General features: G+C 65.4%; 20 protein-coding genes and 1 tRNA gene. 10 read left to right on the top strand and 11 right to left on the bottom strand.

Translation table 11 applies throughout. From position 1 onward, the window contains the following. Positions 1–189 precede the first annotated feature (189 nt). Both ACVMB0_RS07790 and ACVMB0_RS07785 read right to left on the bottom strand, forming a co-directional pair. Positions 190–1941 carry a heparinase II/III family protein gene (locus ACVMB0_RS07790; RefSeq protein ID WP_456751399.1) on the bottom strand — a complete coding sequence of 584 codons (1752 nt, stop codon included), beginning with the start codon at positions 1939–1941 and terminating at the stop codon, positions 190–192. 149 nt (positions 1942–2090) lie between these two features. Continuing rightward, on the bottom strand, positions 2091–3437 hold the full coding sequence (locus ACVMB0_RS07785) for an RsmB/NOP family class I SAM-dependent RNA methyltransferase (protein WP_461345839.1): 1347 nt from the start codon (positions 3435–3437) through the stop codon (positions 2091–2093). Positions 3438–3623: 186 nt separating this feature from the next. Here ACVMB0_RS07785 and ACVMB0_RS07780 point away from each other — a divergent pair, with 186 nt between their 5' ends. Together ACVMB0_RS07780 and ACVMB0_RS07775 are read left to right on the top strand one after the other, a co-directional pair. Then, positions 3624–3848 (top strand): DUF1674 domain-containing protein, encoded by a 225-nt coding sequence (locus ACVMB0_RS07780; protein ID WP_461345838.1) that lies wholly within the window; start codon positions 3624–3626, stop codon positions 3846–3848. A gap of 52 nt (positions 3849–3900) precedes the next feature. Then, positions 3901–4509: a thermonuclease family protein gene (locus tag ACVMB0_RS07775; protein ID WP_456751402.1), complete on the top strand. Its 609-nt coding sequence runs from the start codon at positions 3901–3903 to the stop codon at positions 4507–4509. A 77-nt stretch (positions 4510–4586) separates the two neighbouring features. Here the strand turns inward: ACVMB0_RS07775 and ACVMB0_RS07770 are convergent, their stop codons facing one another. Continuing rightward, complete coding sequence (locus ACVMB0_RS07770; RefSeq protein WP_456751403.1) at positions 4587–5102, bottom strand: L,D-transpeptidase; 516 nt, start codon at positions 5100–5102, stop codon at positions 4587–4589. A 370-nt stretch (positions 5103–5472) separates the two neighbouring features. Further along, a complete protein-coding gene (gene acs / locus ACVMB0_RS07765; protein ID WP_461345837.1) occupies positions 5473–7413 on the bottom strand; it encodes an acetate--CoA ligase in 1941 nt (646 codons plus the stop codon). An 818-nt stretch (positions 7414–8231) separates the two neighbouring features. Here acs and ACVMB0_RS07760 point away from each other — a divergent pair. Beyond that, on the top strand, positions 8232–9398 hold the full coding sequence (locus tag ACVMB0_RS07760; RefSeq protein WP_461345836.1) for a DNA topoisomerase IB: 1167 nt from the start codon (positions 8232–8234) through the stop codon (positions 9396–9398). 142 nt (positions 9399–9540) lie between these two features. Here the strand turns inward: ACVMB0_RS07760 and ACVMB0_RS07755 are convergent, their stop codons facing one another. The 4 genes from ACVMB0_RS07755 to tsaD all read right to left on the bottom strand — a co-directional run bounded on the left by ACVMB0_RS07755 (position 9541) and on the right by tsaD (position 13329). Next, a complete protein-coding gene (locus ACVMB0_RS07755; RefSeq protein WP_461345835.1) occupies positions 9541–9954 on the bottom strand; it encodes an EVE domain-containing protein in 414 nt (137 codons plus the stop codon). Positions 9955–10037: 83 nt separating this feature from the next. Next, entirely contained in the window at positions 10038–11147 is a 1110-nt protein-coding gene (locus ACVMB0_RS07750) for an alpha/beta hydrolase (protein WP_461345834.1), read from the bottom strand. A gap of 117 nt (positions 11148–11264) precedes the next feature. Continuing rightward, a complete protein-coding gene (locus ACVMB0_RS07745) occupies positions 11265–12242 on the bottom strand; it encodes an NAD(P)H-dependent glycerol-3-phosphate dehydrogenase (protein ID WP_461345833.1) in 978 nt (325 codons plus the stop codon). Between the two features lie 13 nt (positions 12243–12255). Next, the gene (gene tsaD / locus ACVMB0_RS07740; RefSeq protein WP_461345832.1) at positions 12256–13329 is read right to left on the bottom strand and encodes a tRNA (adenosine(37)-N6)-threonylcarbamoyltransferase complex transferase subunit TsaD; all 1074 of its coding nucleotides are present in this window, start codon (positions 13327–13329) and stop codon (positions 12256–12258) included. A 202-nt stretch (positions 13330–13531) separates the two neighbouring features. On the opposite strand from tsaD, the gene ACVMB0_RS07735 reads away from it, so the two are divergent. From ACVMB0_RS07735 to ACVMB0_RS07715, 5 genes are all read left to right on the top strand, one after another. Continuing rightward, positions 13532–14260 (top strand): uroporphyrinogen-III synthase, encoded by a 729-nt coding sequence (locus ACVMB0_RS07735; RefSeq protein ID WP_461345831.1) that lies wholly within the window; start codon positions 13532–13534, stop codon positions 14258–14260. Between the two features lie 121 nt (positions 14261–14381). After that, positions 14382–15644: a COG4223 family protein gene (locus tag ACVMB0_RS07730; RefSeq protein ID WP_461345830.1), complete on the top strand. Its 1263-nt coding sequence runs from the start codon at positions 14382–14384 to the stop codon at positions 15642–15644. A gap of 21 nt (positions 15645–15665) precedes the next feature. After that, entirely contained in the window at positions 15666–17459 is a 1794-nt protein-coding gene (locus tag ACVMB0_RS07725; RefSeq protein ID WP_461345829.1) for a heme biosynthesis HemY N-terminal domain-containing protein, read from the top strand. A gap of 109 nt (positions 17460–17568) precedes the next feature. Then, positions 17569–17644: transfer RNA gene (locus ACVMB0_RS07720), tRNA-Thr, on the top strand. Positions 17645–17926: 282 nt separating this feature from the next. Beyond that, complete coding sequence (locus tag ACVMB0_RS07715) at positions 17927–18361, top strand: DNA methyltransferase (protein ID WP_461345828.1); 435 nt, start codon at positions 17927–17929, stop codon at positions 18359–18361. A gap of 92 nt (positions 18362–18453) precedes the next feature. Here the strand turns inward: ACVMB0_RS07715 and ACVMB0_RS07710 are convergent, their stop codons facing one another. The 3 genes from ACVMB0_RS07710 to ACVMB0_RS07700 form a co-directional block, all read right to left on the bottom strand. Next, positions 18454–20475 carry an AIDA repeat-containing protein gene (locus tag ACVMB0_RS07710; RefSeq protein ID WP_461345827.1) on the bottom strand — a complete coding sequence of 674 codons (2022 nt, stop codon included), beginning with the start codon at positions 20473–20475 and terminating at the stop codon, positions 18454–18456. 181 nt (positions 20476–20656) lie between these two features. Further along, positions 20657–22009 carry an autotransporter strand-loop-strand O-heptosyltransferase gene (locus tag ACVMB0_RS07705; protein ID WP_461345826.1) on the bottom strand — a complete coding sequence of 451 codons (1353 nt, stop codon included), beginning with the start codon at positions 22007–22009 and terminating at the stop codon, positions 20657–20659. A gap of 639 nt (positions 22010–22648) precedes the next feature. Further along, a complete protein-coding gene (locus tag ACVMB0_RS07700) occupies positions 22649–23713 on the bottom strand; it encodes a polysaccharide deacetylase family protein (protein ID WP_461345825.1) in 1065 nt (354 codons plus the stop codon). A 220-nt stretch (positions 23714–23933) separates the two neighbouring features. On the opposite strand from ACVMB0_RS07700, the gene ACVMB0_RS07695 reads away from it, so the two are divergent. After that, positions 23934–24215: a hypothetical protein gene (locus ACVMB0_RS07695; RefSeq protein ID WP_456751416.1), complete on the top strand. Its 282-nt coding sequence runs from the start codon at positions 23934–23936 to the stop codon at positions 24213–24215. A gap of 101 nt (positions 24216–24316) precedes the next feature. After that, entirely contained in the window at positions 24317–24532 is a 216-nt protein-coding gene (locus ACVMB0_RS07690) for a cysteine rich repeat-containing protein (protein ID WP_461345824.1), read from the top strand. Positions 24533–24635 lie beyond the last annotated feature (103 nt).

The following is a 24635-nucleotide window of genomic DNA, read 5'->3' as shown; positions in this document are numbered from 1 at the left end:
GCGATTCAGTCCAAATTTTCCCGCGCCACACCATCCCCGTCATCCTGAGGAGCCGCTCAGCGGCGTCTCGAAGAATGAATCGGCCCGGCTGGTGGCCGTCGACCCTTCGAGACGGCCGCGTTGCGGCCTCCTCAGGGCGACGGGACTGAGATGGGCGCGCCGGCCGAAGTCGGGCCGATACGACAATCCCTACAGCGGCAGTTCCGGCTCGCGGCGGGCGTTGCGGCGGGCGTTGGTGGCGGTGGCCGAGGTCGAGGAGCGCACGAAGCTCCAGCGGATCGTGCCGGCGTGCCGCGCGTCCTGCCGGATCACGATCTGGGAGGTGCGGCGCGGGCCGTCATTGCCGGCCAGGAACACGCTGTCCTCGAGGTCGACCTTGTCGTCCATCGCCTCGAAGGTCCAGACGTCGCGGTTGGGCAGCACCAGCATCACGCCGCGGGCATCCGACAGCCGGCTCGCCTTCACCGAAGGGTGCAAATGGAAGCGCAGCGCGAAATCGGCCTCGCTGCCTTTGATGCGGCCGCCCGGCGCCGGCGTCAGCTGGTCCTCTCCTTCGAGCCTTGTGCCGTCCTGCGACACCATCAGCACGCGGCGGTGGATCACGCCGAAGCGGGAGAGATAGCCGTCATGCGAGGCGGTCAGCACGTCGCCGTCGGGTACGGCTTCGCGGTAGTTCTCGACATTGCTCGGGCCGCTGGTGATCGGCGCGCCGCGCAGCAGCCGCTTCATCGCCGACAGCTCGACGAACTGGCACGACGAGGTGTCGTGATAGGTCAGGGTCGAATGCGCCGCGGTGGAGCGTGCGAACGGCCGCCAATTGTCGCGGCCGGTGCTGGGCATGCCGCAATTGACGACGATGCGGCTGACCCCGGAGGACAGCTCGAACGACAGGCAGCCGGCATGCGCATCCTGGCTGACGCTCGCCGGCGGCGGCGGACCGGTGTCGATGATCAACGTGGTGTTGCCGGCGTCGAGCCGCTGGAAGCCGGTATGGGGCATGCTCGCCATCGGCACGCCGCGGGTGTCGTCATAGGCGAGCAGCGTTGCGACCAGATCGGACGGCGCGGTCGACATGCCGTTGAACAGCGCGAAGCTGCCGTCGCCGTGCCGGAAGAAGCGCAGCATCGGCATCATGCGGTCGATCGCGTTGAGCAGCGCCGGCGGCGGCGCGATGTTCCGCGCGGCAAAGGTCTGCCGCAGCGGCAGGAGATCGCTGAGCAGCTCGACCAGCGCACCGGGATTGCGCGAGATGTGGCCGCCATCGGGCAGGATCTGGCGCTGCAATTCGTCGGACAGCCTGCGCGTCGCGGATTTGATGTTGCGCGCCTGGTTGGCGAGGCAGAGCGAAGCGTAGCACAGCGCGATCAAGACCTGCAGGCGCGGCACGCCGTCATTGTCGAGCGTGGCGTGGCGCAGATAGCGGATCTCGCGCGCCAGCCCGCGCAGATATTTGCGGTAGAATTTTCCATCGGTGTCGCCGAGCACCAAGGGCGCCTGCGACAGCAGCGAGATCACCCGCCGCGCGCGCACATCTGCGCGCCGCTCCAGCGGCCGTCGGCGGGCCTGGTTGGAGATCCAGTCGTCGACCAGCGAGCGGGCGTTGGCGCGGGTCAGCGCGGTATCGGCGGCGCGCAAATGGCGCAGCCAGCCGAAGCCGAGCAGCGCGGCTTCCCAATCCTCCGACGGCGGCTCGAGATCGAAGATCGAGCGGCCGTGGCAGGTGACGATCTTGCCGGCGAACACGAATCGCCCGGCATAGATCTCGGCGGCGCGGGTGGCGTCGGCGGTTCGCAGATCGTGCGGAGCGATGATCAGCCGGTCGGTGCGGCCGGGCCACAGCCGCGACAGCGCGACCGTGCTGCCGCTGGCGCGCGCGAGCATGCTGCGGGCGAAGCGGCCAGCAATCAGCGTCGAGATGCGTCTGCTTTGAGCGACCGACACGCCTAACCTTGCGGGGAGGGAATTTTCAACGAATCCTTATTTAATCCGGAAACGCGGCCAAGACACCATCTTGATCGACAAGACACCCTCTTGATACCGCACGAATCACTTCACGAAGCATCTGGAGCTTAGAAGACCGACGTTTAAAATCAGGCCTTAACCAGCCGGGCCGCGTAAAAGCCGTCCAGGCCGCCCAGCCGCGGGTCGGCGTTGGGCAAGTGGCTGGGCAAAGTGCGCAGATCGCCGTCGGCGGTAATGATGTCGTCGAGGCCGGCGACCTCGCCCTTCTCGACCGGCGCGCGGCGCAAGCCTGATTCGCCGGCCAGCAGCGCGGAAATCGCGTGCTCGCCTTCCTCCGGCTCCAGCGAGCAGGTGCAGTAGACCAGCGTGCCGCCGGGCTTCAGCAGATGGATCGCCTTTTGCAGCAGCCGCTGCTGTAGCGCCGACAGTGCGGCGATGTCGGCTTCCTGGCGCAGCCAGGCGACGTCGGGATGGCGGCGGATGGTTCCCGTCGAGGTGCAGGGCGCATCGACCAGGATACCGTCGAAGCTTGCTGCGTCCGCGGGCCACTCGGCGGCGTCGGCGACGACGGTCTCGGCCTGCAAGGCCAGCCGGGTGAGATTGCCGCGCAGCCGGGCGACGCGCGCCGGCGAACGATCGACCGCGGTGACCTGCGCGCCGGCCAGCGCGAGCTGGGCGGTCTTGCCGCCGGGCGCCGCGCAGAGATCGGCGACTGCCTTGTCCTTGATGTCGCCGAACAGCCGCACCGGCAGCGCCGCGGCGGCGTCCTGCACCCACCATTGGCCTTCGGCAAAGCCGGGCAGCATGGTGACGGAACCCTGCAGCAGCGTGCGCACGGTTCCCGTCGGCAGCGTCTCGCCGTGCAGGCGGCTCGCCCATTGCGGCGCGTCCGACTTCACGGTGAGGTCGAGCGACGGCTCGTGGCCGAGCGCCAGCGCCATGTCGCGCGCGGTGGCTTCGCCGTAATGCGCGTTCCAGCGCGCCAGCATCCACGGCGGCAGGTCCAGCGACTGCGATCCGATTTCGTCGATCAGCCCCTGGCCCTCGCGCGCGCAGCGGCGCAGCACGGCGTTGACGAGCCCGGCATATTTCGCGGCGCGCCGGTCCGACTGCACCAGCCGCACCGACAGATCGACCGCGGCGTGATCGGGCACGTCCATCCAGAGGATCTGTGCGGCGCCGATCAACAGCGCGCTCTGTGCGCGCGGCGCATCGGTCGGGATGCCGCGGTCGAGCAGGCGCGACAGCAGATGGCCGAGCGTGCCGAGCTTGCGCAGGATGGTCGAGACCAGCCGGCGCATCAACGCGCGGTCGCGATCGGCGAGCGATTTCAGGCCGGGATGCGCGCCGGCGCCGTCGAGCTGATCGTCCAGCGTGCGGTGCTTGTGCAGCACGCCGTCGAGGATATCGGCTGCGATGCGGCGCGCCGCGAGACCGGGGACTTCGGCAGGAACTGCAAATCTTGAAGGAGGCATGGAGCGGAGTTATCTCGAAGGTGCTGAGTTACGTTCGGCTCATGCCATCAACTCGAAGACACCTCTGGCATGCGAATATGCCAAATGTAAGAATCGCCTTGCGGATTTCTTGATCGTGATGTCGTCACTGAGCCGGCACGGAGATACGAAGTACGCAGGCCAAGAGTTTTGCCAAGAAGGCTTGTCATGTCTGAGAAATCGCCAGTGCCGACGCCGCCGGAACCCGCGCCGCGCAAGCCGCTGACGCCGGCCGCGCAGCGTGCGCTCGCCGAGGCCGCGGCGCGGCGCAAGGCTGCCGAGGAATTAGCCGCGCAGGAAGCCGCGCGGCCGAAGGAATTCCAGGGCCCCAAGGGACCGGAACCGACGCGTTACGGCGATTGGGAGACCAAGGGAATCGCCTCGGATTTTTGAGGGTCTTTCGCGCGGTCTTGCCTGACGGTTCGACTCGGGCCAGTCTGGGAATATGTCCCCATACGAGAGAATAAATCCTTATCGTGGGACGGGACGTCCGCCCTTCCGCCGCTCACCTTGGGGCCGCCGTGTCTCGGCGGCGCTGCCTTGGGTTTTCGTGCTCGGCATCGCCGTCGGCAGCACGCTGCCGATCCGCCAATATGTGCCTCAATGGATGCCGCTACCGTCGCACTGGTCGTTGAACCGGTCGCGGGATGCCGAAATGATCCGGCAGCGCGCCGGCGCACCTGATGCGCGCCATGCCGTCGATGTCATCCGGACGATCGATGGCGACACGTTCGAGGCGCGGGTGCATCTCACACCGGGCCCCGATCTCTATACCCGGGTCCGCCTGCGCGGCATCGATGCGCCGGAGCTGAAGGCGTCGTGTGCGCGCGAACTGCAAATGGCGCAGGCCGCGACGGTGGCGCTGCGCGATCTGCTCGGCCAGGGCGATGTTGCGATCTACAATGTCGGTCCCGACAAATATCAGGGGCGCGTCGTCGCTGACGTCGCAACCAAGAAGACCGACAACGTCTCAGCCGCGATGCTCGCGGCCGGTCACGCCCGCGCCTACAATGGCGGGCACCGCTTCGGCTGGTGCGGATATTTTGCGCGCTAAGCGTCGTGGACGCCACAGCGCAGAAAACAAAAGCCGCGCAGATGCGCGGCTTTCTTCAAGCGAAGGACTGTTCGCGATCAGCGGGTGACGACGACCGTGGTGCCGACCGAGACGCGCGAATAGAGGTCGGTGATGTCGGTGTTCAGCATGCGGATGCAGCCGTAGGAGACGAAGCCGCCGACCGAGCCCGGCACGTTGGTGCCGTGGATCGCGTATTCGCCGCCGGCGAGCGTCATCGCGGCGACGCCCATCGGGTTACGCGGCGAGCCGCCGGCGATCACGTCTGGGATGCTCGGCTTGTCGCGCTTCACTTCGGCGGGCGGCGACCAGGCCGGGTTGCGATACTTGCCGTCGATCTTGGTGGTGCCGGCCCACTGCTTGCCGGACTTGCCGACGCCGACCGGGTAACGCATCGCGTGGCCGGAATCGAGAATGAGATAGAGCCGCCGTTCGTTGGTCTTCACCACGATGGTGCCCGGCTCATAATTGTCGGCGTGGATTCCGACCATTTCCGGCCGCGCTTCGGCCGCCTGCGACATCACGACAACAGCACCAAGGGTGGCAGCCAGCGCCACCGCAAACTTCATCGACATCAACCTCTCCACTTCCCAACAGCTCCCGCAAGGAAGCCAAAAACGAAGATGCAGAGCCCTGAAAAAACCGGGCCCGCCGGTCTCACGCACGCAATATTAACCGCGTGTCTTAACCGGGTGGTTTCACGCCGGCCGCGAGACACGTCCAGATGGCGGGAGGAAAGGAAAACTTCGCATCAAAGTAAATGACTTGAAAACAACACCCGGCCACAAACGCGCCGGAATAGCGCCGCGCCTCTGACAATCCCGTGAAATGCCCAATCCCAGAGCGTTTGAAGGGCCATCGACGCCCGATCGCATGAAAAGCGAAGGGCCGCGGCGGTGATCGCGCGCGGCCCTTGCACCATGTCCCGAGATTGTCGTCGCCGGATTACTTCTTGTTCTGCCGGTTCTGCACGAGGTCGTCGACCACGGCCGGATCGGCCAGGGTCGAGGTGTCGCCGAGGCTCGACGGCTCGTCCTCGGCGATCTTGCGCAGGATGCGGCGCATGATCTTGCCGGAGCGGGTCTTCGGCAGGCCGGGGGCGAATTGAATGAGGTCCGGCGAGGCGATCGGGCCGATATCCTTGCGGACCCAGGCGACGAGCTCCTTGCGCAGCGCCTCGGTCGGCTCGGTGCCCTTCATCAGCGTGACATAGGCGTAGATGCCCTGGCCCTTGATGTCGTGCGGATAGCCGACCACGGCGGCTTCCGAGACCGCCTCGTGCGCGACCAGCGAGCTCTCGACCTCGGCGGTGCCCATGCGGTGGCCGGACACGTTGATGACGTCGTCGACGCGGCCGGTGATCCAGTAATAGCCGTCGGCATCGCGCCGGCAGCCGTCGCCGGTGAAATACTTGTTCTTGTAGGTCGAGAAGTAGGTCTGCTCGAAGCGGGCGTGGTCGCCATAGACGGTGCGCATCTGGCCCGGCCACGACTTGGCAATGCAGAGATTGCCCGAGGTCTCGCCATCCAGCGTCTTGCCGTCGGCGTCGACGATTTCAGGCACCACGCCGAAGAACGGCCGCGTCGCCGATCCCGGCTTCAGCTTGGTCGCGCCGGGCAGCGGCGTGATCAGGATGCCGCCGGTCTCGGTCTGCCACCAGGTGTCGACGATCGGGCAGCGCTCCTCGCCGACCACGCGATAGTACCACTCCCAGGCTTCCGGGTTGATCGGCTCGCCGACCGAGCCGAGCAGGCGCAGCGACTTGCGCGAGGTCTTCGTCACCGGCTCGTCGCCGCCCTGCATCAGCGCGCGGATCGCGGTCGGCGCGGTGTAGAAGATGTTGACCTTGTGCTTGTCGACCACGTTCCAGAACCGCGAATTGTCCGGGTAGTTCGGCACGCCCTCGAACATCAGCGTGGTCGCGCCGTTGGCGAGCGGCCCATAGAGGATGTAGCTGTGGCCGGTGACCCAGCCGACGTCGGCGGTGCACCAGTAGATGTCGCCGTCGTGATAGTCGAACACGTATTGGTGCGTCATCGACGCGAACACGAGATAGCCGGCCGAAGTGTGCAGCACGCCCTTCGGGGTGCCGGTCGAGCCTGACGTGTAGAGGATGAACAGCGGATCTTCCGCATTCATCGGCTCGCACGGGCATTCGTTGGTCACCATCTCGGCGGCCTCGTGGTACCAGAGGTCGCGCGTCGGGTTCATCTCGATCTTGCCGCCGGTGCGCTTCACCACCACGACCCAGTCGACGCCGCCGGTCTTGGCGATCGCGGCATCGACATTGGCCTTCAGCGGCACCTTCTTGCCACCGCGCAGGCCTTCGTCTGCGGTGATCACGACCTTGGAGTCGCAGTCCTTGATGCGCTGGGCGAGGCTGTCCGGCGAGAAGCCGCCGAACACCACCGAGTGGATGGCGCCGATCCGCGCGCAGGCCAGCATGGCGTAGGCGGCCTCCGGAATCATCGGCAGATAGATCGTGACGCGGTCGCCCTTGCCGACGTTCCGCGTGCGCAGGATGTTGGCCATCTTGCAGACTTCGTCGTGCAGCTCGCGGTAGGTGATGTGCTTGGATTCGGAAGGGTCGTCGCCTTCCCAGATGATCGCGGTCTGGTTGCCGCGCTTGTCCAGATGGCGGTCGATGCAATTCCAGGCGACGTTCAGCTCGCCGTCCTCGAACCATTTGATCGAGATGTTGCCGGGCGCGTAGGAGACGTTCTCGACCTTGCTGAAGGGCTTGATCCAGTCGATCCGCTTGCCGTGCTCGCCCCAGAAGCCGTTGGGGTCCTTGACCGACTGCGCGTACATCTCGCGATATTTGGCGTCGTTGACATAAGCGCGCTTGGCCCAGTCGGCCGACACGTCATAGATCTTCTCGGACATCGCTTTCCTCCACTCATTGCCGATCGCAAACGACGCGGCGGCAAGTCTTTTAAGTTCAAGCCGTCTTGATCATTGCCGCGATTATGCGTTGGCGCATTCCGGCCCGGCAAGGAAAAAGGACTGTCACTTTCGTCGCGCAGAAGCCATGGGTCGAGGCCGCCAGCTTCTGCATGTGATGGGCCGATTTACCGTGCCTCATTGACGATGGAAACCTATGCGCCATCGTTCGTTCCCGGTCACTGGTCTCTTGGTCGTAGTGACGTTGCTCTGTGCACCGTGGTTCAGCCATCGCAACGATGCCGGGTCCGACGACGAGCGGGCCGGTGCCGATCTTGATAACGCGCGATGAAGCGAACGATCGGCCGCCGCCGCGACGATCTGCACCAACAATTGGTTGCTTCGATGCCGGCCCCCCTCGGCCTGAACGCGTCGAGGTGACGCATGTTGCAAGGCTGGCCTGCCTGCCGGCGGGTAAGCCGTTCGGTCGGTCGATGCCCCCGGCATCCGGCAGCGTCGCGAGAAGTTGTACGATCTCTGACCTGTTCGGCCGCGGCAGATCGTCCGTGGTGGGCCCGTCCCGATGGGGTTCCCGGCCCGCGTTCCCGCCATTTTGACCCGATCCGGAGGGGCCAAAATCAGGGTTAGCGGGCGAATGGCACCCATGAAAGGTATTTAGAGACCTCAAATAACCGAATCGCGACTCGCAATGTCAGCCCTGACGCCCTAAATCGCGAAACCGAGGCCGGACGGCCCCACCGGAACGAAGCCCGAAGCAACGGCATTACCGGGAGAACAACGGAACAAGGCGTCTAACTGAGATGATGGATCAGCAGAACATCGCGGCTGTGCGGCCCATGTCCGCCGATCCCGCTGTCGCCCTGGCGAAGGCGCTGGGCCAATGGCCCAAGCCAGCGCAGGCAAAGCCGTCCAGGATCAAGCTCGACGCCCCCGCCGCCGTCAAGACCTCGGTTGAAGAACTGGCCCGTGATCTCGGCCTGCGGCTCGGCGACCAGAACGAGCTGACCATCCGCCGCGTCAAGCGCGGCAAGACTTATTCGTTCGTTCGCGCCAACGGCTCGCGCGTCCGCGACGCCCGCACCATCCGCCGGCTGCACGCGATGGCGATGCCGCCGGCCTATCGCCAGGTGCGCTACTCCACCGATCCGAACACGCATCTGCAGGCGGTCGGCCTCGATGCGGCCGGCCGGCTGCAATACCGCTATCACGCCGATTGGGAGAAGGTCCGCGAGCAGCGCAAGGCGCATCGCCTGGGCAAGCTGGTGGCCGCGCTGCCGAAGATCCGGCGCAAGGTTTCGGCGTTCCTGTCCGGCGACGAGCCGACCCGCGAGTTCGCGCTGTCGGCGGTGATCGAGCTGATCGCGCGCACCGCGATCCGCCCCGGCAACGAATCCTATGCCCGCCTCAACGGCACCCGCGGCGCCACCACGCTCTTGAAGTCCAACGTCACGCTGGAAGACGACAGCCTGGTGCTGACCTTCAAGGCCAAGGGCGGCAAGGCGGTGCGCAAGGAATGCGACGCGGCCAAGCTGGTGCGCGCGATCGGCATCCTGCGCGACGTCCCGGGCAAGCGCATGTTCCAGTATTACGACCGTTCCGGCGTCGTGCGCGCCGCCTCGACCACGGCGGTGAACGCGTTCCTGCGCGAGCTCGCCGGCATCAAGATCTCGCTGAAGGATTTCCGCACCCTGATGGCGTCGGCCGTCGTGGTGGAATCGCTGTCGCGGATCACGCCCGCCGCCAGCCAGCGCGGCCGCAAGCGCCAGGTGCTGGATGCGATCCGCGCCGCCGCCGACCAGCTCTCCAACACGCCGGCGATCTGCCGCAAGAGCTATGTCCACGACACCATCGTCACCGCCTTCGAGGACGGCATCCTCGAGCGCTTCGCCGCGACGATGGGCGGCTACCGCACGCAGAGTAAGCGCGAGCAATTGCTGGCGCAGGTGGTGATGGCGGCGGGGGCGTAAGGTCCTACTTCCCTTCTCCCCTTGTGGGAGAAGGTGGCGCGGACGCAGTCCGCGACGGATGAGGGGTTCTCTCCGCGGAGACAGACCCCTCACCCGCACTCGCTTCGCGAGCGCACCCTCTCCCACAAGGGGAGAGGGTTGATCACAGCCCGCCCATCTTGCAGACGTACTTCCACTCCTCCGCGGTGACCGGCTGCACCGAGAGCCGCGAATATTTCACCAGCGCCATGTCGGCGAGCTTCTTGTCGGCCTTGATCGCGACCATCGTGACCGGTGTCTTCAGCGGCTTGTCGGCCTTGATGTCGACGCAGACGAACTTGCCGGTCTTGTCGGTCGGATCGGGATAGGCTTCCTTGACGACCTCGGCGATGCCGACGATCTCCTTGCCTTCGTTGGAATGGTAGAAGAACGCCTTGTCGCCCTTCTTCATGTTGACCAGATTCTGCCGCGCCGTGAAGTTGCGCACGCCGGTCCAGGCCTCGCCCTTGGCGCCCTTGGCAACCTGCTGGTCCCACGACCAGACCGACGGCTCGGATTTCACCAGCCAGTAATTCATCGCGACTCATCCCGTTCTCGAGCGCCCATCGCGCGGCAATCTACAGGGAGGCGGTCGCCCGCGACAAGCGCGGGCATCCGCACTCACTGTTTAAGATACCGATCGAAGAATTTGGCGATGTCGGTGAACGCCTCCCTGGTCTCGGGCGCGTCGATGTTCATCTGGTACTGGGCGTGCGACTGCCCCTCATAGACGTTGAGATCGGCGATCACGCCGGCGCGTCGCAATTTGCGATGGGTGCGAACCGTGTTGCTGAGGAACAGGTCGCGCGTGCCCGAGGTCAGGATGGTGGGCGGAAAGCCCCTGAAGTCGCCATAGATCGGCGAGATGTAGGGATTCTTCAGGCTGGCCCCGTTGGCATAGAGCCTGGCGGCGCGGCCGAGCCAGCCGTCCCAGGTCACTAGCACATTGTCGACCCACTCATTGCTCGCGTAGCTGTCGCCGATCTTGTCGATGTCGGACCATGGTGTGCCCGGCGCGATCGCGGCCGGCAGCGGCAGCTTCTCATCCCTCGCCCGCAGCACCATCGCAAGCGTCATCGCGCCGCCGGTCGAGGTGCCGAAGATCGCCAGCCGGTGGCGCTCGTGCGATTTCAAAGCCTCCTTCCAGACCGCCATCGCGTCGTCCATCGGGGCCGGATAGGGGAAGTCCGGCGGCATCCGGTAGTCGACCGAGATCACCTTGTAGCCGCCGAAGCCGGCCATCATGATCGCTTCCGGCAACGCCGCTTCGCCGGGGCCGAACACATAGCCGCCGCCGTGCACATGAATCAGCAGGCGCCGCCGGTTCTCGAGCGCGATCTTGTTCGGCGTCACGATGTAGCAGTGCACGCCGGCGATCCTTGTTTCCTCGACCTTGACACCGAGCTTCGCCTTCATCGCCGGGATATTCGCGATGGCCTGCTTGGCGCGGCGATCGATCAGCTCCTTCCATTCCGCTGATGTCTTCGGGTCGGCGTTGAAATGCGGCGGGTAGGGCGTGCCGATCATCGCCTGCATTTCGGGAGAGACATCGGCAGAGGGATTGCCGATCGACTTGAGCGGCGCGACCCGCTTGCCGTTGTCGGCATTGGCAGCCGCCTCGCTCTTGGCGAGCTCGTCATAGGAGGTGGCGGTTTGGGCGTGGGCGGCGGATGAGACGGCGAGGGCGAATGCGATGCAGATCGGAACGATGGCGCGTTGCGGTTGACGCATGTGTTTTCCCTTGGGATCCATTGCTCGACTGCTAAGACCGGGATCCGACGGTTCGCCGCCACGCTAGTACGGCGCGCGCGGATCGTGAAGCACCGCCTCGCGCACCCGTGTCGTGCGTCACTCGGCCTTGAATGGCCGGGTCAGCAGGCCCTCGATCGCGGCGTCGATGGTCAGCCGCTCGCCGAGGATCGCGGCGACCGCGTTCGACACCGGCATGTCGACCGTCTGCGCCGCGGCGAGCTCGCACAGCACGGGAGCGGTGAACGCGCCTTCGGCGAGCTTGCCGACCGGCGCGGCTTCGCCGCGTCCAAGCGCGAGGCCGAGCGCGAAATTGCGCGACTGCGCGGTCGAGCAGCTGAGCAGGAGATCGCCGAGCCCGGACAGGCCGGCGAGGGTTTCGGTGCGCGCCCCGCAGGCGCGGCCCAATCGTGCGAGCTCGCTGAAGCCGCGCGTGGTCAGCGCGGCCAGCGCGGAGGCGCCGAGATTCCGGCCGACGACGATGCCGGCGGCGATCGCCAGCACGTTCTTGGCCGCGCCGCCGATCTCGACGCCGCGCACGTCCGTCGTGTGATAGGGCCGGAAGGTCGCCGAGCCGAGCGCCTGGACGAGCGCGCGTGCGAGCGCTTCGTCCTTTGTGGCCAGCGTCACCGCCGTCGGCAATCCGCGCGCGACGTCGTCGGCAAAGCTCGGCCCCGACAGGATCGCCGGCACCGCCCGCGGCGCAGCCTCCGCGATCACCTCGGTCATGAACTTATGCGTGCCGTGCTCGATGCCCTTGGCGCAGGCGATGACCGGCGTCTCAGGCGCGAGGTGCGGCGCAAGGTGCCCGACTGCCGCGCGCAAATGCTGCGCCGGCGTGACGGCCAGGATGATGTCCGCGCGTGCCGCCGCAGCGATATCCGGCGTCGCGACGATGCCGGGATGAAGCGGGACACCGGCCAGCTTTGGATTGACTCGCGTCGCCTCGATCTGCACGGCATGTTCGGCATTGCGCGCATACAGCGTCACCTTGCGGCCGGCGCGTGCCGCGACCTCGGCCAATGCCGTGCCCCAGGCGCCGGCACCGATCACGCTGACTGAGCTATGCGCGGGCATCAAAACCCCCGGTTCAATATCCGGCGCGGCTGTTGGCGTGGCCGGCCGGCGCCTTGGCGTTGGCATCGAGCAGCCAGCGGGCGCGCGGCGGCGCTTCCATCGTGTCGGTGAGGCCGAGCGCCATCCGCTCGGCGCCGGCCCAGGCGATCATCGCGCCGTTGTCGGTGCACAGCGCCGGCGGCGGGATGATCAGCGTGGTCTGCGCTTTCGCCGCGACCTCCTGCAGCGCGCTGCGGATGGCATGGTTGGCGGCAACGCCACCGGCCGCGACCAGCGCGCGCGGCGTGCCGAACCGCTCCTGGAACAGTTTTAGTCCGACAGTCAGCCGATCCGCGGTCGCTTCCAGCACCGCAGCCTGGAAGCTCGCGCAGAGATCACTGACGTCCTGCGGCTCCAATGGCTCCAGCCGGCTCGCTTCATTGCGCACCGCGGTCTTCAATCCCGACAGCGAGAAATTGGCATCGGGCCGGCCGAGCATCGGGCGCGGAAAGGCAAACCGCGTCGGGTCGCCGCCGGCCGCTGCACGCTCGACCTCCGGTCCGCCGGGATAGGGCAGCGACAGCATCTTCGCCACCTTGTCGAATGCCTCGCCCATCGCGTCGTCGACCGTGGTGCCGAGCCGCACATAGTCGCCGACGCCGACCACGGCGACGATCTGGGTGTGGCCGCCGGATGCCAGGAACAGGCAGTAGGGAAACGCCAGCGCGCAGGTCAGCCGCGGCGTCAGCGCGTGCGCCTCGAGATGGTTCACCGCGATCAGCGGCGTGTCGTGCACCATCGCGATCGCCTTCGCGGTGGTGAGGCCGACGATGACGCCGCCGATCAGGCCGGGGCCGGCGGCGGCCGCGACCGCGGACAATTGTCCGTAGCCGACGCCGGCCTCCTTCATCGCGCTGTCGACGATCCCGTCGAGCAGGTCGACATGGGCGCGCGCCGCGATCTCCGGCACCACGCCGCCGAAGCGGGCGTGCTCGTCGGTCTGCGAACGCACCACGTTGGAGAGGATCCTTGCCTGCCCGTCAGCCTGGCGCTCCACCACGGCGGCTGCGGTTTCATCGCAGGTGGTCTCGATCCCCAGCACCAGCATCGGTGGTTCGTGTTCCAATTTCGGCCCTTGTGCTACCAGCATGATCCGGACAGGCCGGAACCAGTTTCCGGCAGGATCATATCCATCAAAATGTCCCCTCCGGGGTAGCATTGCGAGGTCTGAAAGTGCAATCGGTCGGCCAGGCCCATTTGCAAAGGTCCAATTTGCAAGGTCCAATTTCTGAGGCTGGAGACCTGACCCCGTGACCATCCTTGTCACACGACCGCATCCGGATAGTGACGCCACGCTCGCGGCGCTGCGCCAGCGCGGCTTCGAGGCCGTCGCGGCGCCGGTGCTGCGCTTCGAGCCGCTGCCGTTCCATGACGATGAGGCGGATTACGATGCCGTCGTCCTGACCAGCGCCAATGCGCTGCGCGCGCTCGATCTCGCGGCCAGCCGGTTGTTGCGTCTGCCGCTGTTCGCGGTCGGGGCGCACACCGCCGATGCCGCGCGCTCCACGGGTTTTGCCAAGGTGATCGTCGCCAAGGGCGAGGCGGCAAGCTTGCGCGATCTCGTGCTGGCGCGGGTCAAGGCCGGCGAACTCGCGGCGTCGGCCGTGCTGCTCTATCTTGCCGGCGCCGACCTGTCGCGCGATCTCGCCGGCGAACTCAGCGAACAGGGGCTGAGTATCGTCACCCACACCACCTACCGGATGGCGCCGGTGGCCGCCTTCCCGAGGGAGGTCAGCGACGCCTTTATGGCGAACCGGATCACGGCGGTGCTGCATTATTCCCGCCGCAGCGCCCAGGCGTTCCTCGACGCCGTCAGGGCCGACGGCATCGAGATCTCGGCGCTGGCTCTGCCGCAATGCTGCATCTCGGCGGCGGTCGCCTCCGTGCTGCATGACGCCGGCGCGACCAAGGTGGTGGTGGCGGCACGGCCGGATGAGGCTGCCCTGCTGGAGGCGCTGGTGCGAACGATGCGGCCCTGACCGGATTAATTCTTTCGTCTGACCATGATGTTAGGCAATGCTCGGTTTTTCGGATCGTGCTCTAAGAACTGGCGCCGATTCTGCTACAATGTGCGGCCAATAGTTTTGAGGACCCTCTGCGATGGCTGAAGAAAGGCCCGACGACACAGGACCTTCGCCGGATTCCCGGCCCAAGCGCGCGCCGCCGACCATCGATCTTCAGGCGACCGATATTTCCAGTGAACCGCCGAATGCCGAGGGCGCCGAGGAAGCCGGCAAGGACACCGGCAACGAAGCTGAACGGCCGTCCGTGGACGCCGCGGCCCTTGGGGTGGAGCCCCAGGCCGACGCCGCGCCTCAAACGGAGCCGCAGCATGGGACCGCTTCCGCGGCGCCGGACGCCGAGCCGGCGCGGCCGGTATCGCCCTGGGTGGTGGCGCCGCTGTCCGGCGCGGTCGCGGCAGCCCTTGTGATCGGGGTCGGCTGGCTGCTCGGCTGGCCCACGGTGCAGCAGCCCTCGGCGGCGGAGCCCAATGCCGCCGCGGTCGACGAGCTCGGCACCCGCGTCAGCGCGTTGGAATCGAAGGCGAGCCGGCCGCCTGCTGCGGCCGCCGATCCCGCGACAACGGCGCGGCTCGAGGCGCTCGATAAATCGATCGCCGCGCTGCGCTCCGAGCTCGCCGCAACGCGAGCGCAATCCGACAAGCTTGCCGCTGTTGTCAATGACGCGAAGGCTGCGCCGCGCGACGGCGCGGCCGCGCCCGACATCTCCGGCATCACCGCGCGCATCGACAAGGTCGAGGGCGCATTGAAGGCGCAAGGCGCCGCGATCGCCAGGCAGGACGGCAAGATCGCCGACACCAAGGCCGAGGCGAAGGCGGACGACGTGCCGTTGCGCCGCGTGGTCGCGGCATCGCTGCTCGATGGCGCGGTTCGTCACGGTGACCCCTATGCGTCGGCGCTCGAGGCCGCGAAGGCGCTCTCGGATGACGCCGCGGTGCTGAAGCCGCTCGAGACGTTTGCGACATCAGGTGTACCGAGCCCGGCCGCACTGTGCCGTGAGCTGATCGAGATCGTGCCGCAGCTCGCGCCGCCGGCGCCGGACGCTGCGGCGGCGAATGCGGGCCTGGTCGATCGTCTGCAGGCCGGCGCCTCCAAGTTGATCCGCATCGAGCGCGCCGATGGCACCGGCTCCGATCGCAGCAGCATCGTCGCGCGCGTGACATCGGCCGCCGTGCATAATGATCTCGCATTGACCGAGCGTGAATTGAAGTCGCTGCCGCCGGCTGATCGCACTGCGGCACAGGCCTGGCTCGCCAAGGTGGACGCGCGCCGCGCCGCGCTCGACGCGTCGCGGAAATTTGCCGACAACGCCATGGCGGCGCTCGCCACGGTCAATCAATAGCTTCTTGCCATTGGGTTCTTGATGATCCGGATCATTCTGTTCCTGCTGCTGATCGCGCTCGCTGCAGCGGGTGCGGCCTGGTTGGCCGATCAGCCCGGCGATCTCGTGCTGAATTGGGGCGGCTTCCGCCTGACGTCGAAGCAGCCGATGTATCTGCTCGGCCTCATCATCGTCGTTGCGATGGTCTCCGGTGTGATCCTGCGCGCGCTGTGGAAGATCCCGGGCCATATCCGCCGCGGCCGGCGCGAGCGGCGCCAGGCACGCGGCCGTCACGCCATCACGCAAGGCCTGCTCGCGATCGGGCATGGCGATTCATCGGCGGCGCGTGCGCATGCCGAAGTGGCGCGGCGCCATGCCGGGGGCGATCCGCTGGCGCTGTTGCTGCATGCGCAATCGGCCCAGCTTGATGGGGATCGCGACGGCGCGCAGCGCGCCTTCCGCGCTATGGCCGAGCGCGCCGACACCAGGCTGCTCGGCCTGCGCGGCCTGTTCATCGAAGCGCAGCGCGCCGACGATCCGGTGGCGGCCGTGATGATCGCCGAGGAGGCGCTGAAGCTGTCGCCGTCGTCGTCATGGGCCTCGCATGCGGTGCTCGGCTTCTGCTGCGCCAAGGGCGATTGGGCCGGCGCGTTGTCGATCATCGACAACAACCAGTCGGCAGGGCTGATCGACAAGGCGACCTATCGGCGGCAGCGCGGCGTGCTGCTGACGGCGCGCGCGCTGGAATTCGAGACCATCGATCGCGATCTGTCGCGCGCGAGTGCGATGGAGGCGGTGAAGCTGGCGCCGACGCTGATCCCGGCCGCCGTGCTCGCCGCGAAGTTCGAGAGCGAGGCGCATCAGGTGCGCCGCGCGATGCGCATCGTCGAGACGGCGTGGCTCAAGCAGCCGCATCCCGATCTCGCCGACGCCTATTCGCATGTCCGGCTCGGCGATTCCGCGCGCCAGCGCCTGGTGCGGGTCGAGACGCTGGCGGCGAAAACGCCTGGCCATATCGAGGGCGCGCTGGCGATCGCGCGCGCCGCGATCGATGCCGCCGAATTCGCCAAGGCGCGTGCGGCGCTGGAGCCGTTCGCAGCACTGCCGACGCAGCGCGTCGCGCTGCTGATGGCCGAGATCGAGCGCACCGAGCATGGCGACAGCGGCCGGGCGCGGGCCTGGACCTTGCGCGCGGTGCGCGCGCTGCACGATCCGGTGTGGACCGCCGACGGCTATGTCTCCGACCGCTGGCGGCCGGTCTCGCCGGTCACCGGCCGCCTCGATGCCTTCCAGTGGCAGACCCCGGTCGCGGCGCTGCCGTCCGACAAGGGCCATGCGATCGAGCCCTCGCCGTTCGAGGAGGCGATGCTGGCGCCGCGCCGGGTCGAGCCGCCCAGGGAACTGGCCAAGGAGCTGGCCAGCGAGCCGGAGACAGCCAAACCGCCGGAGCCGGCCAACCCGGTTGAACCGGTCAAGGTGAAGCCGGCCGAGAGCAAACCAGTGGAGCCGGCCGCGCCGACCGCCCAGGATAACGCCCCGCTGCCAGCGGCCATCGAGGCCGAGCCCGCCCCGGCCGAACCGGCCGCGCCTGAGCCGGCCCCGCCGCCAGCAGCCGCCGAACCGGCGCCGCCGGCCCCGGCGCCCCTGTTCCGCTCCCGGACCGACTTGCCCAAGGCACCGCCGGCGCCGATCCCGGCCGTGATCCCGATCGTCCGGGCCCCCGACGACCCCGGGGTCGACGAGGACGGCCCGGTGGATGAGTTTGCGGAACAAATCGGCCCGCCCAAGGCCCAGGCGGGCGGCTGGCGCGGATTTCTGTCACGTTTGGGAAGCTAATTCGCAGGTAGATAACCGCCGGGCGGTTAAATACCCGCGTCATCTTGCCAATCGGGGTCATGCCCGATATCAGGTGGCACGCGTTGTGAGGCAGCAGCCCGAACGGTTCGCCGCAATAGCTCAGTTGGTAGAGCACGTCATTCGTAATGACGGGGTCGGGGGTTCGAGTCCCTCTTGCGGCACCAGTTTTTCCATAGAGAGCCGATCGGTCGGGCGGGCAAGCAGTCGCGTGCTGCCCACGCCGCAGCGCCTACTGGAGCCAAAAAACCTCAATTGCAGACCGTCCGCCCGATGCAGGATTGCTGCAGTCGAAACGAAAACGCTGCGGAAACTCGCCTTCACCGCATGAGCAGGGTTAACGAACAAGACGAATCGCGTGTAATTGATGGAGTCTCAAGAGGATCAACGAAAACAATGCCGCTCAGCGGGAATCCGACCCCGAAGCGCGACAGCCACGAACAGACCACTTGGGAGAAGTTCTTTCCGTATTACGCTGGCTTCCCGAAGCGTTTGCGAACGAAGTTTTGGAAAGCTTGAATCTGAAGCCCGGGCCGACCGTGCTCGACCCGTGGAATGGCAGCGGCACCACCTCGTATGCCGCAATCCATCGCGGACACAAGGCCATCGGCCTCGATTTGAATCCGGTGATGGTCATTATCTCCCGCGCGCGGATGCTGCCATTTAGCGAGATTGACGCACTCGAGCCGTTGGCTAACACGATATTGAAAGGGGCGGCTCGTAAAGTTGCAATGAAGGAAGACGATCCGCTGCCGTCGTGGTTCTCCGCACTAGTCGGAGACATTCGTACGCGCAAACTCATCCCGATCACGGCGATAGTCTTGCCGTCCGCATCCGCGCGGGCCGGCGAACGGAGCCTGTCGCTGGGCGGGGGAATGGCGTGAGAATTCCGTGCTAGTGGAAGAGATCGACGAACAACGAAGAACGCGATGTTCGGCTGCGCGCGCCTTGTCCGCGCGCGCCCTGAGTTGCCGAATTACGTAAACTTGAACATGCTGACGTCGAGTTGCCCGGGCGCAAGGCCGATCAGCCAAGCGGCGTTGCCGGCCGCGTCGGTGATGATGGTGGTGTTGATCCCCGGCGAGTAGAACTCCGCAGCTTGGACATCAGCAAACGAATGGAGAGACGTGCCGGCGAAATTGAGGGCGTCGTTCACACCGCCGGTGTTGAAGTCCTGGATGACCATGACTTCCGACCCGCTATCGTTGATCGTAAACGTATCGGAGCCTCCTCCGCCCCAAGCATAGTCGACACCGCCGCCGCCGGTGATTGAATCATTGCCCGATCCCATCAGAAATACGTCGACTCCCGCGCCGCCAGTGACTGTATCACCGCCATTCGAGCCGTAGACATAGTTTTGACCGGAGCCGCCATAGATGAAGTTGCCGTCCGTTTCGCCAGTAGAGATGAAGATGTTCAAGCCGGAGCCGCCGAACATCGTGTCAACGCCGGTGCCGCCATAGAAGTAATTGGTGCCGGCTCCGCCATAGAGATAATCGGCACCGGCGTCCCCGAACATGACATTGACGTCGCCAGAGCCCGCGCCGCCGGAGCCGATCAATGTGTCGGCACCGTTGCCGCCGAACAGATAGTTAAATCCGGTGCCGCCATAGATCACATCATTGCCGTCCTCGCCGAGCAGCACGTCGAGCCCGGCATCCCCCGACAGCACGTCGTTGCCGGCACCGGCATAGATATAATCATTGCCGTCGCCGCCATAGCAGATGTCGTCGCCGGCATTGCCGACAAGAACATCGTTTCCGCCCAGGCCTGACAGCGTGTCGTTTCCGCCGCTCCCATACAGACTGTCATTCCCTGAAGTGCCGGCTTGGTTGATCCCGCCCGAACTAACAACGCCGTTGCCGGTCACGTTCGTCACATGGGCGCCGTCCATGATGATCAACGTCCCGCCACTGTTGACGACGATGCCGTCGGCAGTGCCACCGGATGAGACGACTTCGGTGCCACCGGAGCTGATCACCGTCGTGTAGGCGCTGCCGCCCGCTACGACGATTTCGGTGCCGCCCGAACTGATCACCGTACCGCTCCCGATGCCGCCGGACGAAACAATCTCGCTACCGCCCGAACTGATTACCGTGCCGCTGGCGATGGGGCTGTACACGCCGCCGCCCCACACGATCTGTTTACCGCCCGCGATCAGCGTGGTGGAGATCGCCGTTGCGATTCCGCAGTATTGGCCACTGCCGACGTATTGGATGCTGCCGCTGCCGGTTACCGTCGTGTTGACGGCTTTGCCTGTCGCAATATAGTTGTATGGCGCAATAAGCTGGATTCCACCGCTGGTGATGGTGGTATTGCTCGCGACACCATTGCCGGCGCTTCCGAAGGCGGCATAGCCGATCCACTGCGTTCCGCCGGCGATCGTCGTGCCGATCGCGACACCGCCGCCAAGAAATCCGACGATCTGTTCGGAACTGCTTTGAATCGTGGTGTTGGACGCGAGTGCGCTGCCCACGAAGTTGTTGTTGTATGTGTCGGAGACGTATTCGTATCCTCCGTTCTCGATCAAGGTGCTGATCGTGGTGCCGCCCCACATTTGTTCGTTGCCGCCACTGAGAGTGGTGTTGATGGTTGTGCCGTTGAATAGTCTAATCCCGCCGCTGCCGACCGTGGTGTTGCTTGCGGTCGCGCCACTGTAAACGGCCATTAAGCCGCTATTGATGGTCGTGCCGATCGCGGTTCCAGTCCCGGTCGCGTTTGACGGAGTGATGCCGAGGGACACACCTCCTCCACCGTTGACCACAGCGTTGACGAGGGTGCCAAGAACGTAAATCTGCCCGGCGCTATTGGAAGAACCACTGGAGGTCGTGTCGCCGACATCCGTGGCGCCGGAGGAAACAACGACACTCCCCGCATTCACGGTGTTGCTGATGGATCCGCCATTCACAACGTAGAGAGTTCCGCCGTAGGCTACGCTATTGTCGCTCTGCATGTCCGACACATATACGGAGCCTCCGCTGACAACGTTCACGCCCATAAATCCCTCCGAAAAATACTCTTTGAAACTGATCTTTGACGAAATCCATTAGTCTGTCCGGCAATTCGGACCCGCGACGGCGCCGTCTGCCATGACGGTTTCGGTTCAGCCGCCAAAGAAACCTCGCCTCTACTTATAACGCTGCTCGGTATTGTAAGGGTGTGGCCGTTACTGACGACAGTCATCCACGGCCTTCCAACGTGAGAGGCTCGGCGCGCTCAACGAAGCCTGGCACGTTCCGGATCGCCGCCTTGACCTGATCGACCGTGATCAAGCGGGTACATTCAAATTGCCGGGGCGTGTCCTTGTGCCGCGGACACCAAAGGAAATCCTTGTGATCGAAGCTGACACGGACGTCGTTCCAGCAGCTATTGCAGGCGTGATAATTGATCACGCGGTGCGGCGTATGAAATTCGTTGGTCGGGTGCGTGAATCCCGAAATCATCACAACCGGGATCCCGGCGGCCCAGGCCAGCCACGATAGACCACTCGACAGCCCGATAAAGAAGGCCGCATGCCTCAAGTAGCGTATCCTTTCGGCGAGCGGCTTTTCGCCGGTCTCGTCCTCAACGCCGTTCGGAATGTGATTCCAGATCAGACCGTGACCATGCACGGGCTTTTGGTCGATGCAGACGACGCGATAGCCAGCTTCTCGCAGGAAACGAACGATCGATCGCCAACCATCAGGGTTGTTCCAATACTTGCTCTGCGTCGTACTTTGAACCGCAATGCAAACGTAGGGCTCAGCGATCGGCCTTTCATCGTTCTCGATGACGAGGTGTGGCCTTGCCTCGGTTGGATCGACACCGAGAATATAGCCGGCAGTGCGATGCAGCCCGACGTGACGAAAGTCGCACGGCTGATAGATGAAATCCTTATCTTCGAAAAATAATCCGATGCTGTATGTGGCGTAATAGCGCTCGGGGGTGACCTCTTCGTGAGTCACGAAGGTTATTTCCGGATATGCGTCGCGGAATATCTCGATCAGTTTTTCGCCCATCGCGCAGGTAAGCTTGCAATGATGGCGCTCGCGGAACTTCACCGCGTAGGGAAACCATCCCATCAGGTCGCCGAGCGTGCCGACTGGGAATTGCACCAGGATTTCGCAATCAGCCGCCGAATAATCGTGAACGAAAACGCTTTCGTCCCGCTGCCAAACATCGATCCGAATGCGAACGTAATACTTCTTGGCGCTCGCTACCCAGCCGCCATTGAACTCCGTCTCGAAGAGAATATTTCCAGTATCCAAGTCGCTGAGGCGGACTTTCCAAGCGTGCTCGCTCTGCGGCAGCGCAACCCTGCAACCATCATTGAAATCGAAGCGAATACCCCTCGGCGCTTCCTGGGTCGGGAGCTCCGCTGGCGCCGGAAAAGCGCGCTGTGCACTCGAGACTGCTGCAGAAGCTCCTGCGGATTGCAGCGATGGATCGGATCTCAGCGTGACCCCTGGAGCGGCAACAGCGGGGTCGGGTTCCTCCAACGAATCGGGACTGGTCTGCCCTAAAGAACTGCTCGGCAATACTGCGACGTTCATTTGCCCAACGAAATGCTAAAAATTTGAATAGAGGTCTGAAAAATCAATTTTTATACTTACCGTCGCGGGGTCAGGCACGCAATAGAGCGGGTCCATTAGATCAGTCGGCCGTCTAGCCTCACGCATACGCCCCACGCCGCACAAGTTCCGTCTTCCGACGCGGCGGCATTTGGGGGCTTGCCGCCGTACGCGGACAACCGCATCGGCAAGCTCTCGGCTGAGGAGCAGACCCCGCCCCTGTTCGCCGCTGTCGTGGCGAGCGCGCAGCGCCGGTCGCAACGCCAGCGGCGGCTCCGCAGCCGCAGGCCCAGCTGACCACGACGGCCCAGGAGGCCGGCGTCCAGTCGTCAGCGGCGCCCGACGTCGGGCCAGCAGGCGCGCAGCGGTCGAGTCATCACCGCCACGCCCGGCGCTGGACCGAGGGCCGGATCATCGGCGAGCTGCATCGCCGCGGAATCTTCTGGTATCATAGAACCTTTCCGCTCCTTTGCATGGGGTTGTTTTCGCTGTTTTGGCTGGAGCCACCGCAGGGCACGACACGCGTTCCCTTGAAGGGTGGCTAGGGCCGCAAAAACGAAAGCGCCCCCGGATCCGATCCGGGGGCGCCTTGCGTTGAGCGTGTCGAATGCGTTGGCTGCGTTACTCGGCGACGGTCTGCACGACGTTGCCGATCGGCCGGCCCGATGCGACCGGTTTCTCGGTCTTCGCCATCATCGCGTCGTATTCGGGCAGCGTCTCGATCTGGGTCTTGGCCTTCATCCAGACCACCTTGTAGCCGCCCGCCTTCAGCTTGCGCAGCAGCGTCGGCAGCGCCTGCGCGGTGTGCTTCTGCAGATCGTGCATCAGGATGATGCCCTTGTGCTCCTTGTCGAGCTTGGTCATCACGTTGTTGATCACCTCGTCGGAGTTCTTGGACTTGAAGTCGTTGGAGTCGACGTCGACCGAGAACATCGCGATGTTGCGGGTGCCGAGATAGGCCGTGGTCGCCGGCGTATGCGCCAGCGCCGGGAAGCGGAAGAACGGGGCGGGATTGGCGCCCAGCGCCAGCTTCACCGCGCTAAAGCCCTTCTCGATCTCGTCCTTGGCCTGCTGCTCGGTGAGCTTCTTGCTCGCCAGATGAGCATGCGACCAGGTGTGGGCGCCGATGGTGTGGCCGGCGGCTGCGACCTGGCGCAGGATATCCGGGTGATAGGTGGTGTGCAGGCCGATCGGGAAGAACACCGCCTTGGTGCACTCATCCGCCAGCGCCTTGAGCACCGCGGGCGTGGTCGGCCACGGACCGTCGTCGAAGGTCAGCACGACCTCATGGTCGGTCAGGAAATCATATTGCTTGTATTGCAGGAAGCCGAAGCCGGGGCCGCCCGTGGTGTCGACCACGACGGTGCGGCTGATGCCGAGCGCGTCGGGATTGTTGCATTTGGGCGTGGCCGCGGCTGCGACCGGGGCCGGCATCGGCGCCGCTGCGGGGGCCGCGGCTGGGGCGGCTGCCTGGGTGGCATCGGCGCGCTTCGACAGCGCGGCGGTCGTCTCGACATCGTCCCTGGCGGCCTGCTTGGCCGCCGCGGGAAGCGGATCGGCCTGGCTTGCGGCCGTGGTCTGCGGAGGTGCCGCGTCGGCACGCGGGGAGGAGGTCCAGAACCACACGCCGGCGATCACGATCGCCGCTACAACACTGGCCAGCATCAGGCCCAACGCACTACGCATCGCTACACACTCTCTCGGAACTTAAGGATACGCCACAGCCGTAACGAGCGATTAATGCCAACAAGGTCTTAACGCGATCCCAACGGGGCGCCGGAACGGCAAGAAAAAGTGCGGCTTACGCCTACGTGATGACTATCACAGTCTGCTGGCTCGCGCCCGTGCAGGATCGGACCCATCGAACAACGGGCCCCGCCATTCGCGGTGCCGATGGGAGCCGATCATGACCACCATCTTCAGGAGCCGGGTTACCGTCCGCAGGGCCAGCGTTGCGTTGGCCGTTGCGGCCAGCGTGTCCGTGTTATCGCCGACCGCGGGCTTCGCGTTCAGCGCCGAGGCGCAGCAGATGTGCACCGGCGACGCGTTCCGCCTGTGCAGCGCAGAGATCCCGAACATCCCCAAAATCACCGCCTGCATGATCAGGAATCGCTCCCAGCTGACCAGCGGCTGCCGCGTCGTGCTGGATCGCGATCTCGCCGCCCAGCGCCGGGCCGCCGCGGAGTGATCTTGCGCGGTGGAACCGACCGGTCGGCCCGCCGTTTCAAGCTTCTTCCCGGTGCTGAAACACTATAGAACCGGCGGTGCATTCTTTAGAGGCTTTGAGACATGACCCGATTTCTGCTCGCCGTCGTGCCATTCGTTCTGTTGGCGTCGGCCGCCTCTGCACAGCAGCAGGGACGCGATGCCTGCTCCCGCGATGCGTCGCGGTTCTGCCGCGCCCATCTCGGCGAGGGCGATCAGGTCGTGCTGGCCTGCCTGAAGGAGCATCGCAGCCGCCTCAGCAAGGCCTGCCAGCAGACTCTTACGGAAAACGGGCAGTAACCGCCGTCATTCCAGGGCGCGAAGCGAACCCGGAATCTCGAGATTCCCCGATGCGCAATTGCGCATCTGAGGTTCGATGCTTTCGCGATGCCCCGGAATGACG

The organism is Bradyrhizobium sp. USDA 4451, from assembly GCF_054822585.1.
The sequence above is the reverse complement of the archived record's forward strand: the minus strand, read 5'-3'. Positions and strand labels throughout refer to the sequence as shown.

What these genes read in the sequence shown, in the direction of transcription:
- ACVMB0_RS07705 (WP_461345826.1), bottom strand. Translation starts at nt 22,009, where the DNA reads ATGAACGTCGCAGTATTGCCGAGCAGTTCTTTAGGGCAGACCAGTCCC.
- ACVMB0_RS07695 (WP_456751416.1), top strand. Translation starts at nt 23,934, where the DNA reads ATGACCACCATCTTCAGGAGCCGGGTTACCGTCCGCAGGGCCAGCGTT.
- ACVMB0_RS07770 (WP_456751403.1), bottom strand. Translation starts at nt 5,102, where the DNA reads ATGTCGATGAAGTTTGCGGTGGCGCTGGCTGCCACCCTTGGTGCTGTT.
- ACVMB0_RS07690 (WP_461345824.1), top strand. Translation starts at nt 24,317, where the DNA reads ATGACCCGATTTCTGCTCGCCGTCGTGCCATTCGTTCTGTTGGCGTCG.
- ACVMB0_RS07710 (WP_461345827.1), bottom strand. Translation starts at nt 20,475, where the DNA reads ATGGGCGTGAACGTTGTCAGCGGAGGCTCCGTATATGTGTCGGACATG.
- ACVMB0_RS07725 (WP_461345829.1), top strand. Translation starts at nt 15,666, where the DNA reads ATGATCCGGATCATTCTGTTCCTGCTGCTGATCGCGCTCGCTGCAGCG.
- ACVMB0_RS07785 (WP_461345839.1), bottom strand. Translation starts at nt 3,437, where the DNA reads ATGCCTCCTTCAAGATTTGCAGTTCCTGCCGAAGTCCCCGGTCTCGCG.
- tsaD (WP_461345832.1), bottom strand. Translation starts at nt 13,329, where the DNA reads ATGCTGGTGCTGGGGATCGAGACCACCTGCGATGAAACCGCAGCCGCC.
- ACVMB0_RS07700 (WP_461345825.1), bottom strand. Translation starts at nt 23,713, where the DNA reads ATGCGTAGTGCGTTGGGCCTGATGCTGGCCAGTGTTGTAGCGGCGATC.
- ACVMB0_RS07730 (WP_461345830.1), top strand. Translation starts at nt 14,382, where the DNA reads ATGGCTGAAGAAAGGCCCGACGACACAGGACCTTCGCCGGATTCCCGG.
- ACVMB0_RS07760 (WP_461345836.1), top strand. Translation starts at nt 8,232, where the DNA reads ATGATGGATCAGCAGAACATCGCGGCTGTGCGGCCCATGTCCGCCGAT.
- ACVMB0_RS07745 (WP_461345833.1), bottom strand. Translation starts at nt 12,242, where the DNA reads ATGCCCGCGCATAGCTCAGTCAGCGTGATCGGTGCCGGCGCCTGGGGC.
- ACVMB0_RS07775 (WP_456751402.1), top strand. Translation starts at nt 3,901, where the DNA reads ATGTCCCCATACGAGAGAATAAATCCTTATCGTGGGACGGGACGTCCG.
- ACVMB0_RS07755 (WP_461345835.1), bottom strand. Translation starts at nt 9,954, where the DNA reads ATGAATTACTGGCTGGTGAAATCCGAGCCGTCGGTCTGGTCGTGGGAC.
- ACVMB0_RS07780 (WP_461345838.1), top strand. Translation starts at nt 3,624, where the DNA reads ATGTCTGAGAAATCGCCAGTGCCGACGCCGCCGGAACCCGCGCCGCGC.
- ACVMB0_RS07750 (WP_461345834.1), bottom strand. Translation starts at nt 11,147, where the DNA reads ATGCGTCAACCGCAACGCGCCATCGTTCCGATCTGCATCGCATTCGCC.
- acs (WP_461345837.1), bottom strand. Translation starts at nt 7,413, where the DNA reads ATGTCCGAGAAGATCTATGACGTGTCGGCCGACTGGGCCAAGCGCGCT.